General features: G+C 30.1%; 14 protein-coding genes. 3 read left to right on the top strand and 11 right to left on the bottom strand.

The genetic code is table 11. From position 1 onward, the window contains the following. Window positions 1–236 precede the first annotated feature (236 nt). Window positions 237–3,146 (top strand): family 16 glycosylhydrolase, encoded by a 2,910-nt coding sequence (locus tag IPK91_15195; GenBank protein ID MBK8298591.1) that lies wholly within the window; start codon window positions 237–239, stop codon window positions 3,144–3,146. Window positions 3,147–3,342: 196 nt separating this feature from the next. On the opposite strand, the gene IPK91_15190 is transcribed toward IPK91_15195, so the two are convergent. Beyond that, window positions 3,343–3,858: a hypothetical protein gene (locus IPK91_15190; protein MBK8298590.1), complete on the bottom strand. Its 516-nt coding sequence runs from the start codon at window positions 3,856–3,858 to the stop codon at window positions 3,343–3,345. Window positions 3,859–3,904: 46 nt separating this feature from the next. Here IPK91_15190 and IPK91_15185 point away from each other — a divergent pair, with 46 nt between their 5' ends. After that, complete coding sequence (locus tag IPK91_15185) at window positions 3,905–5,266, top strand: hypothetical protein (GenBank protein MBK8298589.1); 1,362 nt, start codon at window positions 3,905–3,907, stop codon at window positions 5,264–5,266. Between the two features lie 195 nt (window positions 5,267–5,461). Here IPK91_15185 and IPK91_15180 read toward each other — a convergent pair whose 3' ends face one another. The 10 genes from IPK91_15180 to IPK91_15135 form a co-directional block, all read right to left on the bottom strand. Further along, a complete protein-coding gene (locus IPK91_15180) occupies window positions 5,462–6,883 on the bottom strand; it encodes an IS66 family transposase (GenBank protein ID MBK8298588.1) in 1,422 nt (473 codons plus the stop codon). Between the two features lie 100 nt (window positions 6,884–6,983). Next, window positions 6,984–7,364, bottom strand: a complete 381-nt coding sequence (gene tnpB / locus IPK91_15175) for an IS66 family insertion sequence element accessory protein TnpB (protein ID MBK8298587.1) — start codon at window positions 7,362–7,364, stop codon at window positions 6,984–6,986. Then, the gene (locus tag IPK91_15170) at window positions 7,361–7,648 is read right to left on the bottom strand and encodes a hypothetical protein (protein ID MBK8298586.1); all 288 of its coding nucleotides are present in this window, start codon (window positions 7,646–7,648) and stop codon (window positions 7,361–7,363) included. Before IPK91_15170 ends, tnpB begins: the two co-directional genes overlap by 4 nt. Window positions 7,649–7,919: 271 nt before the next feature. Continuing rightward, window positions 7,920–9,245: a T9SS type A sorting domain-containing protein gene (locus tag IPK91_15165; GenBank protein ID MBK8298585.1), complete on the bottom strand. Its 1,326-nt coding sequence runs from the start codon at window positions 9,243–9,245 to the stop codon at window positions 7,920–7,922. Window positions 9,246–9,390: 145 nt separating this feature from the next. Further along, entirely contained in the window at window positions 9,391–9,507 is a 117-nt protein-coding gene (locus tag IPK91_15160; GenBank protein MBK8298584.1) for a hypothetical protein, read from the bottom strand. 91 nt (window positions 9,508–9,598) lie between these two features. Beyond that, complete coding sequence (locus tag IPK91_15155; protein ID MBK8298583.1) at window positions 9,599–10,060, bottom strand: hypothetical protein; 462 nt, start codon at window positions 10,058–10,060, stop codon at window positions 9,599–9,601. Then, entirely contained in the window at window positions 10,050–11,114 is a 1,065-nt protein-coding gene (locus IPK91_15150) for a hypothetical protein (protein MBK8298582.1), read from the bottom strand. The genes IPK91_15155 and IPK91_15150 overlap by 11 nt, the downstream gene beginning before the upstream one ends. Window positions 11,115–11,208: 94 nt before the next feature. Next, a complete protein-coding gene (locus IPK91_15145) occupies window positions 11,209–11,631 on the bottom strand; it encodes a hypothetical protein (GenBank protein MBK8298581.1) in 423 nt (140 codons plus the stop codon). A 111-nt stretch (window positions 11,632–11,742) separates the two neighbouring features. Further along, window positions 11,743–13,464 carry a T9SS type A sorting domain-containing protein gene (locus tag IPK91_15140; protein ID MBK8298580.1) on the bottom strand — a complete coding sequence of 574 codons (1,722 nt, stop codon included), beginning with the start codon at window positions 13,462–13,464 and terminating at the stop codon, window positions 11,743–11,745. Between the two features lie 60 nt (window positions 13,465–13,524). Next, the gene (locus IPK91_15135; GenBank protein MBK8298579.1) at window positions 13,525–14,940 is read right to left on the bottom strand and encodes a T9SS type A sorting domain-containing protein; all 1,416 of its coding nucleotides are present in this window, start codon (window positions 14,938–14,940) and stop codon (window positions 13,525–13,527) included. Between the two features lie 242 nt (window positions 14,941–15,182). Here IPK91_15135 and IPK91_15130 point away from each other — a divergent pair, with 242 nt between their 5' ends. Continuing rightward, window positions 15,183–15,413, top strand: coding sequence for a hypothetical protein (locus tag IPK91_15130; GenBank protein ID MBK8298578.1), 231 nt, complete (start codon window positions 15,183–15,185; stop codon window positions 15,411–15,413). The last annotated feature ends 148 nt before the right edge of the window (window positions 15,414–15,561 follow it).

The following is a 15,561-nucleotide window of genomic DNA, read 5'->3' as shown; positions in this document are numbered from 1 at the left end:
CTAAGATAAATTTATGCAAAATGAATTTATTGTGGTTAAATTACTTAATAGGCAAACATAATTTGTTACAATATTCTTTAATCAGAAAATTAATTTCAAATCAATAATAGTGAAATAATCGCATTCAAATCTATTCTAGAATCAACATTAATTAGATTGAAAATATAAGCTTATAAAGATGCCTATCCGAATTTGATAAGAAAATAATTAATAATTTACAATTAAATATTAAATTTATGAAACTTAAATATTCTAATGCCTTACTTACTCCGATTTATTCAATGAGTATATCGGTTAATCATAAAACCAGTTATATACTTATAATTCAAATTTGCATTGCAATTATTTCATTCAACAATTTTGGCACAACCCAAATTAATAAAATTGCCAATATTGACTTAAATAAAAATGGCGATACTACTTGGAAAAGTATGTATACTTTAGTACGCCAATATCTTAATCCATGCAGTTTAGATGCTTTAAGTGCTGAATTTATGTTTGATTACGGTTGGAATTGCAAGCGACACGGCGATGTTTGCGTAATGATTCAAGAAAATGTTAACTGTGATGGCTCGTTAAATTTGTGTGCTAAATTTGATCCTTTGAATCCAGTAGAGTGTTACTTGAATGGAAATCCTAAATTAGGTTATACTAGCGATTTTTCAGGAGGAATGATTCATCAGTTCGATGGAGAATATAAATATGGCTATTTTGAAGCTTTAATTAAAACGCCAACCACAAGAGGTGTTTTTCCTGCTTTTTGGCTCTTTGGGGGCGTTGGAGGCGCGGCTGGATATAATGAAATTGATATTATGGAGCATGGAGTAGGTGATGTTACTGTACATACTAGTCAAGAATTGAATGCAACTGGGTTCGGAACAGCTCGTGCGAAATGGAATTACTCATTACCAGGCCAAGTCTTTAGTGCACAGCCTGTATTATACGGTTTAAGATGGGATAAAAATAAAGTTGTTTGGTATATCAATGGAATACCCGTAAAAATAATGACTGATATAGAAGGTGCAAGTGGAATAATAGATAATCATGTGATACCAGATTTGCCCATGTCAATTATATTAAACCATCAAATCGAAAGATATACACCAGTATTAAATTACCTACCAAAACTAGATAGTTCCATAATGCAAGTATATGATTTGAATGTCTATCAGCGAAATGATACCTTCGGCAATGTTGATTTTTATCTTAATGGTAAAAAAGGTCAATATGCGTCAAATCCAGTTTTAATTCAAGCCCAGGAACCATGTGCCAAAATCAAAATTGAATTAACTAATGCCTATATACCATTACACACATTTTACATTGAATTCACGATGTATCCAGCATGTGACACAACATCGCCATTATTCAGTTATTACTATTGGATAAAGCCGCCTTCAAATTTACAAGTTAGCCCTTCTGATTGCCGCAATGATACATTTGTTCTATCAAATATTTATGAATTTGATTTAAATGAAATTTTTTCCTGCGATTGGACAGATACAGGAGATTGCTTCAAGGTAACCATTGGTGCAATTGCTCCTAATTGTAAAAACTTACAATGTACACCAAATTACTGCGGAGCTCAGGAATATGGAGATTATGAAACCAATTACTTTAAAATCATTGATTGCAATAGGAAAGTAGAATTTAAATTGAATGGAATAAATACTACATGTCAAAATACGTCAAGCTTTGTTGAATGCTTGGATCCAATAGTTTTTGGAGAAAACCATGGTAAGTCTAGAATAATTATGGATGTTACAGGAACTCAAACCTGTGAAAACGATTATTTTATATCTATTGAAAAATCTGATTCCATTGGAGGGCGCACATACATAGAAAAAATTCTATGGTTAACAAATGATCTTATTGAACAATTGCCTTATATAAATATCGACTCAATTTGGATAAAACCCAATATTGATAATGGAAGTACTTATTCCTTTGAACCAGGATGTTATTATAGAATAAAACTGGCAACTGGATCTTTGAATACATGGAAAGAGAAAGTTCAATTAATAAAATTTGCGGGATGCACTATTAATGCACAATTTTCCTTAAATGGCTTTTTAGAAGAAGATACTGTGACAATAGACCTTGGTGAACCAATTGAGATTGATGCAACTTATTCTGAATTCTGTTCATGTGATTATATTTTCCGGGTTAAAGATCAACTTACTGATTCATCGACGTGGGCAATTTTTCAAAGTTCAGAGGGATTTTACAGTCCATCAAATGAAATTGAACCTGGTAAACTTGTATATAAATTTCATCAAGGTGATTTTGATCTATACCATAAAGTTTTGACTTGGGATACAGACAGATTTAATCTGGAATGCAATAGATACTACAAGTTAATCTTAGAAATTAATGATTGCTATAATGATACAACTATTACAGCTAGTAAAATAATTCACATAAATGAATGCAATCCAAACTCAGATTTTACATTATATGGTGAATATTGTGAAGATGGATACTCAAATGAAGACACAATTAAATATAAACCCAATGTAAATGTTAGTATATGGTCCCCTGAATTCAGATCTTGCAATTTCAAAGCACAAATTAGCATTGCAAAAATAAAGGGCACTCCACACCCAATTGTAACTCAAGTAATAAATAATCAAGAGCAAATTACTAGTCTACGTCAATCAGGCGATTTCAATCTTTCAGGCATTATACTTAATGGATTTGGCTCAAATGCTCTAAATGATGGAAATGGCTACATTGTTACTTTAACAGCATTTAACAGGAGCAGTTGCGATACCTCTGCCATGCATGTTACCACACGTAAAACAATATTTTATGATGAAGATACCGGTTGTGGCACACATTATCAACCTGACTTAAAAGTTAGAAAAAAAGTAAGAATGAAATATAGTGAAAATTTAGTTCAAATATTTCCAAATCCTACTGGAGGCGGTCTCTTTTTAAGCGTTGACAAAAGCCTAAAGGACAAAGATGTTTCTGTTGAAATATATAATTCTAACGGAAGTCGTCTGCTTTCAAAAAACATCCGATTGTCATCAGCAACTGAATACATTAACGAAGAAGACATATCACTGCCTGGCATTTACTTAATAAAAATAAAATACGACAATTCAAAATTAATTGTAAAAAAAGTTCTTGTTCATAAATGACATTACAATAAATTGCTTATGGTGCTTTAATGCAATAAACAATTCCCATATTTCAATTTCAAAGTTATATAATATGTAATACAATTGTAGATATTTAATAAAATTGAAATATGGGAATTTTTTAAACAAAATTGAACACTTCCCAAGGTCCAAGCACACATAAAACAAGATTTCGAATTGCTGTAAATTTCAATGCCTACTCTAGAATTTTAATAATTTTAAATTTTTCCCATTTACCAATTGCATGCCTATTAGCAATTAATTTACCGTAAATATCTTGATCCGAACATAAATAAGTTCCGAAAATAGTCTTGAATGCAAAATCTTCATTCTCAAGTTTCAAAATTTCAAATTTACTTGATTCTTCAATCGTATTTTTGTTAGCCAATAGAAAATATCCCGAAGCTGAATCAGTTGAAATATACTTATTTTTAATTGATTTTAATGCAACCACATTACTGTCTAAATATATAAAAGTGAATTTTTCCCAAGCACTAGCTTGAGTTCTGTTTGCAAATAAAGTATCACTTTTGGCTTCATCTGCACAAATAAATTTATTATTGAAGTCTATAATATTTACGAAAAGTTGCTTTGTTAAGTCATTTTTTACACTACTATTGCTCTTGGACTTTTCGAATCCATCGCACCCAATTTGCATCAAAATAGAAAAGGTATAAAATGAAGTACACAGAGAAAATTTTAAGAATTTCATGATATTAATTAGTTTTGTGAATTATAAAGCTCAAAATTAAGCAATTATGCGCAGTTCAATTAAAAATTTTATCTTAATTATTTTTGGCTCTATCATTCTTCTTTTTATTGCTTTTTACAATAGCTATGCCTTTGTATACCCTGATACTGGAACATATATTCGATCTGGCTTTGAAATGAAAATACCAATTGATAGACCAATCTTTTATGGAATTTTTATTAAATATCTTAGCCTTATGTCATCGCTATGGTATGTAATTTTTTTTCAAAGTATTATTTTATCCCTTCTAATTTACTTATTGTTTCGTGAATTTTTTAGTAAAAATACATTTGGTATTTATTATTTAATAAGTTTATTTATTTTAACTTTTACAACTGGTATCTCATTTAATGTAAGCATGCTTACTCCAGATATTTTTACCTCGTTTTTATTTATTACATTTTATTTAATTTTATTTGGAAAAAACCTTTCAAAATTTGAGAATGTAGTTATATCTATAATTTTCATTTTTAGTCTCTTTACACACAATTCTCATTTTTTTATATTATTCATAGTTTTAGGCATTTTATTGTTATTGTTTGCATTAAGAAATAGAATAATAATTAATTTCCCTTTCAGTTTTAATCGATTTGTTTCATTGCTATCGCTTTTTATTTTATCAATTGTTTTATTTCCAATAATGAATTATTTAATTGATAAAAAATTTATTTTCTCCCAAGCTACACATGTGTTTTTAATGCACAAGATGCATGACGATTCGATACTTCAACCCTATTTACAAGAAAACTGTGAAAAGAATAAATATTATATTTGTGATTACAAAGATAATTTACCATGGGACCTTATTTGGGATTCTAAAAGTCCAATAACAAAGGATGGAGACTGGAATAAATATAAACATGAAGATAATGAAATCCTAATTGACATTTTAACTACATATAAATATTCAAAAATGTTTTTCTTGAAGAGTTTCCATCAAACTTTCAAGCAGTTTTTTAGTTTTAGTACCGGCGATGCTCCCTCGGGTGAAATGACCAAACCATCAGAAATTGAAATTAATAAGTATTTTAATGACGAGATGCGAGAATTTTTGGTTTCTCGTCAAGTATTAGAAAAGATTGACTTTAAAAGCTTAAACCATATTCAAATAATAACTATATTTTTGTCTATCGTGTCACTTTTTATTATTGTCTTTAATAATTTAATCCTTCAAGATGAAAGGTTTAAAATGAGTATTTTAGTACTTGTAATTTATCTTTTTTCTAATGCATATATCTGTTGTACATTTTCCAACGTACTTGATAGATATCAGAGTCGCGTAGTTTGGTTACTGCCAATTTTTGCTCTTATTATATTTTTCAAAGCTTTTGAACAATTAATTGCGAAAATTAAAGCAAAATTAGATTAAGGTTATATTAAAGATCTTTCTTAATAAATAATGTATTTCCAAAAATTTTCCGCTCAATAACAAAACCCATAGCACGCAACCTATCACTGAATGTTCTTAGAGAACAGAAGCGATGACCGCTATAATCGCAATAAATACGGTATTCTCTATAAAGATCTTTTGTATCCGTCCTACCAAGTGCACTTATTTGATAAGCTAAACGCTAGATGTATCATTTGAATTTTTCCAATTCTGTGGTAGTAGTTCTGCAATTCGATTGATTGGATGATCCTTGATTCTTTGATATACATCTGTTAACCACACATACGGATTTATACTATGAAGCTTACAAGTTCCAAGTAGCGAATAGACTACAGCCGATCGCTGAGCAGATTCATGGGAACCTGCGAATAAATAATTCTTCCTTCCCAATTCTAGAGGCCGGATGGAATTTTCAACTAGATTATTATCAATTTCTACTTCGCCATGTATCGTATATGCAACTAGTTTATCCCATCTTTTTATAGTATATCCAAAAGCTTTTCCAATTGCACTTGCCGGCAAAATTAATTCAGCATTTTTATCAAGATACTCTTTAATAGTATTTAATACTGGAGCGGCATATTTGTGTCGCCATTTTTGTCTGTCTTCGTTGGTTAAATTGTGTTCTTTAGCTGATTTCTCTATTTCATACAGGATTTGAATTTGTGTTATAATAAATTCCGATCGCTCTTTATCATTGTCAAGCGCTTGTTCAAAATATCTTCTGGCATGAGCCCAGCAACTGAATAAAATAAAATCCGGGTTGTCTTTATATTTTTCGTATGCTCCATAACCGTCCGCTTGCAATTTTCCTTTAAATCCGTGGATATGATTTATTAAACTTTCTCCAGAACGGCCTTCCTGATAGGTGAACAAAACTAAATTATTTTGTGGATCTCTGCTTACCCACATGTATCCTTTATGGCATTTGCCTTCAACTTCATCTGACTGGACTTCAATATAGCTTTCATCTGTTTGCAAATAACCATTTGATAATATTTCCTTTTTATGAGCATTATAAATTGGTTCTAACACAGTAACATATTGAGAAGCCCATTCTCCAAAAGTAGATTTGGATATATCTACCTGGTGCATTCTTTTAAATTGTTGAAGCTGTCTGTAATAAGGCAAATGATCCAAATATTTGCTAATGATCACATGTGCCATCATGCCTGGTCCTGCAATACATTTATCAACTACTCTGGATGGCATTGGAGCGATGAGTATCTGTTTTGTGATTGGATCTATGTATTTGGGTCTTTCATATCGATTTACATACATTTGGCCAGGTTTGTATTCAAGTTCTTCAGTAACATTCATCCCAATGTACTTCATATCATCAGTGTATCCTTGTGGTTTTAATTCAATCACATTACGTTCTAAATGGGCTGGCAGTTCTTTCCTTCCTCCACGCTTATGAATTGGCTTATCACGGGTATATGTTATTTCTTGAGTTAAATTTTCTAATGGCTGTTCGTCCTGGTGTGCTTGTGAGAATAATGTATTTGGCGGAAGCGGTGGCTCATTGCTTATAAACCGTTCTGATTTTGCACCAAATATTAATCGCTTAAGTTGTGATATTTCATGTTCTAAAATACAATTCTATTTTTGTATTCTGCATTTTGTGCAAGTAAATGTTCATTTGAAATTTCTTTATTTGAATCTTGTATCACAACAACAAGATCGCAATTTATTTCTAATTTACAAAATTATTTACCAATTTATTTTCAACAATATTGTGCCGTTTTCTGTATCGAATACTTTTTAATTTAATGCCTTGCATGATGCACATTAGTTGAGTCCAGCTGATATTCATTTTAATGCTACTGGATTCAGATTTAATAATTTCGAAAGTACCTTTTTCTAATCGCTTGCACAATAATACTAAACCACCTGTATCATAAACCATCATTCGCAATTGATTGTGTCGTTTGTTTGTGAATATGTATAAATCTCCATTCAATGGATTGCATTGCATAATTGTTCTTATCATTCCAAACAGTCCATCATAACCTTTTCGAAAATCAGTGATCCCGGTGTATATGAAATACCGGTGGCCACTAGTAAACGGAATCAACTTTTGGCATTGATCAGTTTGAGTAATGTTTCCGATCCCGGATCTGATTGAAAATTAATAACCACTCCATTTGGATATTCCAAACGTATTATTGAATTTGGTGGCTGGATCGATCCAATTTGAATAAATTTATTTTTTGATTTTGATGGATCCTTTAAACTGTACTTCTTTCTCCAATAATGATATTGATGTATTGGAAACCCCCTGATTGCCATAAAACTTTTAAGCGACATGCCGCTTGATTCCAATTCAATATTCAGCTGTTCAAATTCTTGGTTTGTCATAAATTAAATTTTCAGCAAAGCTATATGGTGGCTAAGGATCAGGCAAGATGTACTTACTTAGACGGATACCTAATTTCCATTAATTTAAAATAATATTTCAAATATATCTAATAATAATTAGCAACATTGGACTTGATTTCCAACCTCAATACCTTAATTAAGCTTATAAATTTATCGTTTGGATAAATTGGATTTTAATTTCATTCTGCTTATTCCAAAATAAAATTAAAATTGAATTGAAAAGTTTGATTATTCTTCAATCAAACAAAGATCATGCTTTAAAATATTTAATTACAGAATGCCTGTTTTTTCCAATTATAGTTATAATATAAACACCAACTGGTAAATCATTTATCTCTATTTTTCCTTTAATAATATTTAAAAAAGTATTTAGCACTGGTCTACTGCTCATATCAAAAATATTTAATCTGTAAGAATCACCATTATTATTCTGATAAAGAATCCCGTCATCTGTAAATTTTAATGAAATATTTTCATTGCTTTCAGTTTTAAATGCTCTATTCGGCTGGCAATTTGCAATATTTTTCCAGTCATTAAAATATGGGTAGTTTGGGATACCCCAAGAGTTTATTGAGGGTAATTTGATGGCCAGTTGTGTTAAATTGCATTCCAATCCTTTACAATCCGGATCATTAATAACATGAAGATACTTATGGTTTCCTATGCCTGATATATAAATTCTCCCATCTGGGGCAATAAGTCCATGATTAAAATTAGCAGTATATTCCCTTCCAATAGGCAAATTTAAAGTATCAATTAAAACGGCAGAATTGTTAATATCTTGACTTTGTAAATCATATTGAAATATAGATTTATCGCAAAATAAGTATAGGAATCGAGAATTTGGAGAGAAGCACAAACCGCCATAATAATTATCTTCATTTATTGGTGGGTGAATGTTAACTGGATCATTCAATTTGCCATTTTTAGCATCGAAACTGAATAGATGTAGTCCATTTCTTAAATTAAATCTAGCATAGTAATTTTTATCAGGACTAAAGCTGGCTTGGCCAAAAAAATCAAATTCATTAAAAAAACTACTTCCAATGCATTGAGAATTGTACAAATCAATTCTGTCCTTTGTACAGGAATAAATATTATAACATGGCTTCCCATCTATTGGAGCTATTAGCCACCAGCCTTCATTGTCAATCATTTTACACGCTGTCAGGCCGGAACATGTAACGGTATCATTAGAAATTTTTACTCCAATATTTGTAAGAATTCCGTTAGGATCAGATGAAAAATCAATAATAGATTGATAAAGAGTACCAATTAAGGGTGCTTTGAGACTATCTATAGTAAAATCAATAATTTCTGCATCCATGTATATTAGCCAGAATTTCTTTCTTTGATAAGGGAGTATTATACTTGATTGCGAAAAGCGCCAATCTCCGCTAATTTTGCAATAATCTAGCTTCCGATTGTGCAAAAGTGTAGAATTAGTAATTGTATCTAAGAATGAGTTCATGACATTACAATTAGTTGCGATTGCTTTTATATTCCCATCTTCATCGCATATTGCACCAACATCAGTATAAATTGTTGCTTGGCTTTTATAATTTCCAATATGCACAATTGAATCGTTATTAAATTTTATTTATATCACATTGGAGTCTTGTAATCGAAGGTCACTACCTAAAATCCAAGTAAAATTTTCCATCAATTGACAGAAGATTTTACTTGGATAAATAATAGTGAATAAAAATAAAAGATGAATTTTACTTTTTAAAAATTTTAAGTATACTGTTTTCATGTTTTATTAAATAAATTCCACTTGGTAAAGGTAAGTAATAAAAGTCAGAAATGTTTATAGATTCCTTTGAAGAGTAAACAATTCTTCCATATAGATCATAGACTTGTCCAAAATAAAAAGAGGTCCTTTAAATAATTTTGTGTAAATCTATTATCAGGAAATAAAAACAATATTTAATTTCTCAAATATTCATATTGAGATTCAATATTTGTTGGGTTTATATAAGTTAGTTTATATTCATCTACTCCCACTAAGTGCATTAAGGTGATTCCATAAATCTCAATTTGCCTTTCAATTCTGCCACTAGCTATTCTAATAATATTATTTTTACATGTAATTTCATTTACAGGATAATTGCCAATAAAAATCATCGCCGTTTTGCCGCTGGCAATTATTTCTTCGCATACTTCAAAAGTATATTCTTTGCATTTTTCGCAAGAATTTTTGGGTATTATTAAAACATACTCTTTTTTAACTATATTGGTATCTATATCAGCTAATATTTTATTAATTGAATATGTTTTAACTTGAAAATCAGATTTAACATTACTAGATGAATAATTATTATTTTGACCTTTACAAGCAGATAGTAGCATTATTAAACCAAAATAAATAAAATTTAAACTAGTTTTCATCAATTTTATATTTAAAAAGTTGTAATTTAATGAAGTTCTCATTATCTACGCCATTTTCATTGATTTTAGCCAACATTATTCCTTCTGGTATTATGTAAATTGACTTAAAATTAAATTCTCCACCTTTAAATATTTGCTCACCAATTAAATGGAAGTTAAGATCAAAAATCATTATAGACCAATCTCTATCATTATAAAGATTTTGAGTTTTATATCCTTGTGAATCCATTTTGAATGCTGACTGCTCATGACTAACGACTCGTAAATAGTAGTTATGATAACTATCAAAGTATAAAGATTTATAGAATCCAGTAGTATTAGCAAAGTTGATTACATATTTTGACGACATTAAAGAATCAGTTTCAATTTGTTTGGGAGGAAAATTATTTAGATATTTAGACTTTTCTACTTTAATTTCAGTCAAAATATTTCTTTTATACATAAATAAATTATTTGTCATCGGAAATGAATATATAATGTCGCCTTCAACATTTTTGCACTTTTCATAATAATTTCCAAGTCCTCCCCACCAGTGAGTGTATCTATAATTTAAAGGAAAAGTTAAAAAATGGCTGATTATTTTTCGAGATCGAAATGAGTATTCCAATTCATAATTAAAATTATAAAATTTCTCTAAACTCACACTTGGAAAAATGGTAAATACAATTTCTTCTGAATTTATTGCCAGCGCTCCATAAGAATGAACCACAATTTTATACTTTATATTATTTAATAATAATGAAATTAAAAATGAATCTATGGTATCATTTTTAAAGTTTATCATTACAATTTCACCTAATTTTGAATTAATCAGTATAATCGAATCCAAATTATGAACGATAACCTTATTGAAATTGTCATTAATTTTTATGGATTTATCATTTAAGTACTCATTGTTAATTGTTTTCTTATATATTTTTAGGACATGATTATTTGCATCGTAATAACAAAAATATGATTGACTATCTTTTTGTATACAAGTGGAATTGTACGGATTGATTTCATCAGAAGATCTTAATAAATAAGTTTTATCTCTGACAAATAGATCCTTCATAATTATATTGCTTTGGCAAGAAATAAAGATTGAGACCAAAAAGAAGTTAATAAAAAATGTCAGATGTACAAAAAACACCTGGCACTTATTCTTGTTACCAAATTCCATACTTAACTGGACTAGATGAAGCAGTAATTAGGTAAAACTTTTTATTACCATTAACAATATCCGAATAAGCAGTCATTGTAAGAGGGATAACGTTTTGACCGTTCCCGTTTGCGTAAAAACTAATTATAGTATCATTTAACACTGAATTAGTAAATTGAGTATAATACTGATTAGACGCTCTGGTTCCACAAATTACTGCGCAATTAGTCGGAGGAGATTCGCAATCCTTATCAAGATCTCCATCCCAACATTCATCAGGACAATCATCGCCAACGAAATAATCACCATCTCTTTGAGCTAGCAATTTCATTTCAATAAATTTAGAATTTAGTTGATCAGAATCTTGCGAGCAAGATAAAACCATTGTAAAAACAATGGCAAATGCAAATAAATTAATAATTTTTTTCAAAAAATACAATTAAAAACATGATTACCTTCATTTATTTTAGTTCATAAGTGGATTTTAATAGTTAGCAATTTTATTTTCTCAATCTTTGCAAAATTCAAATCACTAAAATTTTTACATTTTTACAAATTTACAATTATAGCTTCTACCTTGTTCACCTAACACATATAGGAAATAAACTCCAGCTTTTATTAATTCTACATTAATTACTCTTGTCGACCTATATAAGGTTCCACTATTTACAGAACGACCATACATGTCATATATGATATATCTTAAATTTGATTCATTTTTAGGATATTGAAAATGTAAAACATCTTGAACAGGATTTGGATACACCATAATATTTTGACTTGCAGGTTTAAATTCAATTAGAGAAGTTAGAGAGTCTATATGTAGTTTGATAAACAATCCATCTCCAATTGAAGTTTCATCAACCAATACTTCATCTCTAATTTTTAATTCCTTACTTGTAAAACCTGCAAAAATATATATACTGGTATCGTAAGAAGCAATCTGTTGATCCCACTCCAGGCCTTCTCCTCCAAATGATGTGCCACTAAGTATTTCCCCTTCATTATTTGATAATAGTACGAAACAATCGCCATGGCCATTATTCGGTAAAATAACCGGTCCTGTTTTAAATGCAGTGCTATCATAATTGCCAGTAATTATTAGATTTCCATTTTTCAATAAATGAATTGACATGTCATCGATAAGATCATTCCCATTGATGATTTTTTTTGCCCATTTACAATCTCCATTTTTGTCAAATTTCGCATAAAACAAATCAAAGTAGTCTAATGCATTTTTCGTTCTTATTAGTTTAACATTTTCATTAATAAACAATGTATCACTTTGGAATATACCCCCTAGATAAATATTACCTTCATTATCAAGGGTAATGTCATTATATGATGGAAACTCTACTTTTGCGCCACTAATAGTTTTTAACCATAGAGCTTTACCACTTAAATCTAATTTAGAAATAAATAATTCATGATCTCCATATCCGGGACCGGGGCCATAATGATTTGTATAATTATTTACCATCAATGAATCAATAGATAGTGTTCTGAAACGATAACAACCATATACAATTAAATTATCTTCCTGATCGCAAAATACATCAAATATTTGATCACCTTTACCACCAAAAGACTTAATCCATTGGATATTTAATTGGCTATCCATTTTCATTAATAAAAGGATATTTCCATCCTTTCGATCTCTTTTAAATATAGTGTCACTATTTTGATCGAACATGTTTCCATCTGTTGCTCCAGCTAAGTAATAATGATTCTTACTATCATGTGTTAGGCCACCAAAAGATGTTATAGTGGATAATGCACTACAAATTTTGTGATTTATTATACTTCCTGTTGGAGTTAATTTAATTATGAATATATTACTATTAAAAATATCAGTTCTTTTTAATTTTAAGGAATCAACATTAAGAAAGCTTCCATAATAAAATCCTGTAAGTATTATGTTTTGGTCAATGTCAATGTCTAATCCTAATACTTCCACTCCAATATCATTAAATAAGAGCTTTGACCACAACAATTCACCACTGTTAGAATATTTGAATAAATAAGCTTTTGTAACATTATTGATTGAATTATTGAATAGATATTTTCCATCAACTTTGAAGTAAGTGGAAGATGTTTCTCCAGATAAATATACATTACCTTGTGTATCTACTTTCATGAATCTTGAGGCTTCAAAATCATCTCCGCCAAATGATTTGGCCCAATCAAAATTAATTTTTTGAGCTTGTGCTGATGCAGCAAAAAGAGATAATATAATTCCAAAAATGCGAATAACCCCTCTCATGATGCAGATTTTTATAAAAGGGGTCAATTAAACTGACCCCTTTTACAAATATAAGCTAATTTAATGATTAACAATAATCTTGAATGTTTCTTTATTATCACCTCGCTTGACTGATAAATAATAAAGACCGTTTGGAATCTTACTAAGTTTCAGCTTAAACTCATTCTCACTAAGTTTTTCAAACTCTGGGCTTAAAGTCACACCCAGGTTATTTGTAAGCTCAAATAGTATTTTATTTTCTGATTTGGTATTGCTAGAAATAGTTACATATAATTCTTCTGATACTGGATTTGGATTTACAATCACTTTAAATACCGAATTGGACCTTAACTTAGGATTTTCATTTGCAAAACCATTGGTGCAATCGTCTTGCGTGTAATACTCACTCAGCAATGTCATGCAAAGATTTTGTGCATCAAATACCGCTCTTCCTCCATATGCATAACACATTTGTGCTATTGATCTCAAGTCGTTAAAGTCTGCCAGTAAAATAGCTTCATTCATCCATATTTTTAGAATAATAGTATTAATTTTCTTCTCGTTTATTTCTTCTGAGTTCACAACTGGTAAATTGTCATTTAAAGTTTGTAGAGCATTTAAAATACCAAGATTAATTTGTTGATTTGACAATTGCTGGTTATTAATGCTTTGGATGATACTCTCCATTTGGAGTTCAATCGCATCCATTTGAGTGAGTAAGCTTTGAATGATAATTGGATCTGTTTCAATTTGAAGTTGTTGATTTAAACTTTCCAATTGTAAACCCAAGATATCATATTGAGCATATAAAGCACTTAATGCTTGACTTTGAGCTAATAATGTTTGTTCAAAATCTGCAAATTGTTTTCTTAATACTGAACTCAATCCAACAAAATTGTTCTGATTAGAAGAGTAAACACTGGCCAAATTGCTAAAGACATTGGTCCATGTTGGATTTGCAAGAATTAACTCATAAATGGATTGCTTGGTGCTAGTAATTAATGGAACTGACATCTCATCAAAAACACCACTAATACTCAGCAAATTATTATAGGTTTCTCCAGTATTATATGGATTAGAATGATGCTGAAGGTAATCATCTTTGCCAGTACCCATGGAACAAGCTTGCTCAAGGCCTGCTGGTAAATATTCAGGAAATATTAAGCTCGGAGGATAGCAGTTTGGAAAATGTAATGATGGAGATTGAGCTCCAAGTGGAAAAGCTAATTGACAAAGTGCAGCTAATCCTATATTTTGATGCCAAGCTTTTCTAGTACTCACAACCGGAGACCATGAATTATACTTATCATGATGCTGAATTCCAGTTATGGCATTATTATTATATAATGATCCTTCATTGATACTACTATTAAAGTGGTTATAACCAATGAATGCGCCTCCTGCTCCACCACAATTCCCAGAAAAAAATACACCATTTCTATTGGCGTAGCAAGTATTATTTACAATATCATTCTCTGGTGAAATATTAAATAACATTCCACGGCTTCCGTTAGATGAAGTATTGCATTGAATCAAAGAACTACCACTGTTTGAAAACTCAAATCCAGGCTTAGAGATACCTACTGAAACAGTGTTATCTGTAACTTTTGATTCTTTCCAATTACTTACAAATATTCCTGCCTGTTTATGAATTCCATAATTTCACAACCTTGTACTTACTAGGTATGTTTTCAGAGCTTCGCAAATTTAAAGGAGGAATGACGATGTCACATCAATATATGGCTCAACTTGATCCAGATATTAAAAGCGCTGTATTAGGAAATGTCGGAACTATTATTTCATTTAGAATTGGTACTGAAGATGCAATGATATTGACAAAGGAAATGTATCCAGAATTTGATGTTGAGGATTTTATTAATCTTCCGAATTTCAAGATATATTTAAAGCTTATGATTGACGGGAAGCCAAGTAGACCGTTTAGTGCAATAACATTTTCCTACTATGTATAATGGTTGGAAAAACATTAAGTTGACTAGGTGCTAATTGGCCAACTCAATGTAAATCCATGATTTAATTGAAATGTAAAATGAATAATTAAAATTCAATACACTTACAAACCGTTAAGTAAATAATTTCTAATATTAAGCTCCGGGTTTT

It is taken from the genome of Saprospiraceae bacterium, from assembly GCA_016712145.1.
Lineage (GTDB): Bacteria > Bacteroidota > Bacteroidia > Chitinophagales > Saprospiraceae > Vicinibacter.
This window is presented reverse-complemented; position numbering and strand designations above follow the sequence as displayed.

Coding starts and splice junctions, on each gene's coding strand:
- IPK91_15155 (MBK8298583.1), bottom strand. CDS start 10,060: ATGAAAACTAGTTTAAATTTTATTTATTTTGGTTTAATAATGCTACTA.
- IPK91_15150 (MBK8298582.1), bottom strand. CDS start 11,114: ATGAAGGATCTATTTGTCAGAGATAAAACTTATTTATTAAGATCTTCT.
- IPK91_15135 (MBK8298579.1), bottom strand. CDS start 14,940: ATGTTATTTAATATTTCACCAGAGAATGATATTGTAAATAATACTTGC.
- IPK91_15190 (MBK8298590.1), bottom strand. CDS start 3,858: ATGAAATTCTTAAAATTTTCTCTGTGTACTTCATTTTATACCTTTTCT.
- IPK91_15195 (MBK8298591.1), top strand. CDS start 237: ATGAAACTTAAATATTCTAATGCCTTACTTACTCCGATTTATTCAATG.
- IPK91_15140 (MBK8298580.1), bottom strand. CDS start 13,464: ATGAGAGGGGTTATTCGCATTTTTGGAATTATATTATCTCTTTTTGCT.
- IPK91_15185 (MBK8298589.1), top strand. CDS start 3,905: ATGCGCAGTTCAATTAAAAATTTTATCTTAATTATTTTTGGCTCTATC.
- IPK91_15170 (MBK8298586.1), bottom strand. CDS start 7,648: ATGACAAACCAAGAATTTGAACAGCTGAATATTGAATTGGAATCAAGC.
- IPK91_15130 (MBK8298578.1), top strand. CDS start 15,183: ATGGCTCAACTTGATCCAGATATTAAAAGCGCTGTATTAGGAAATGTC.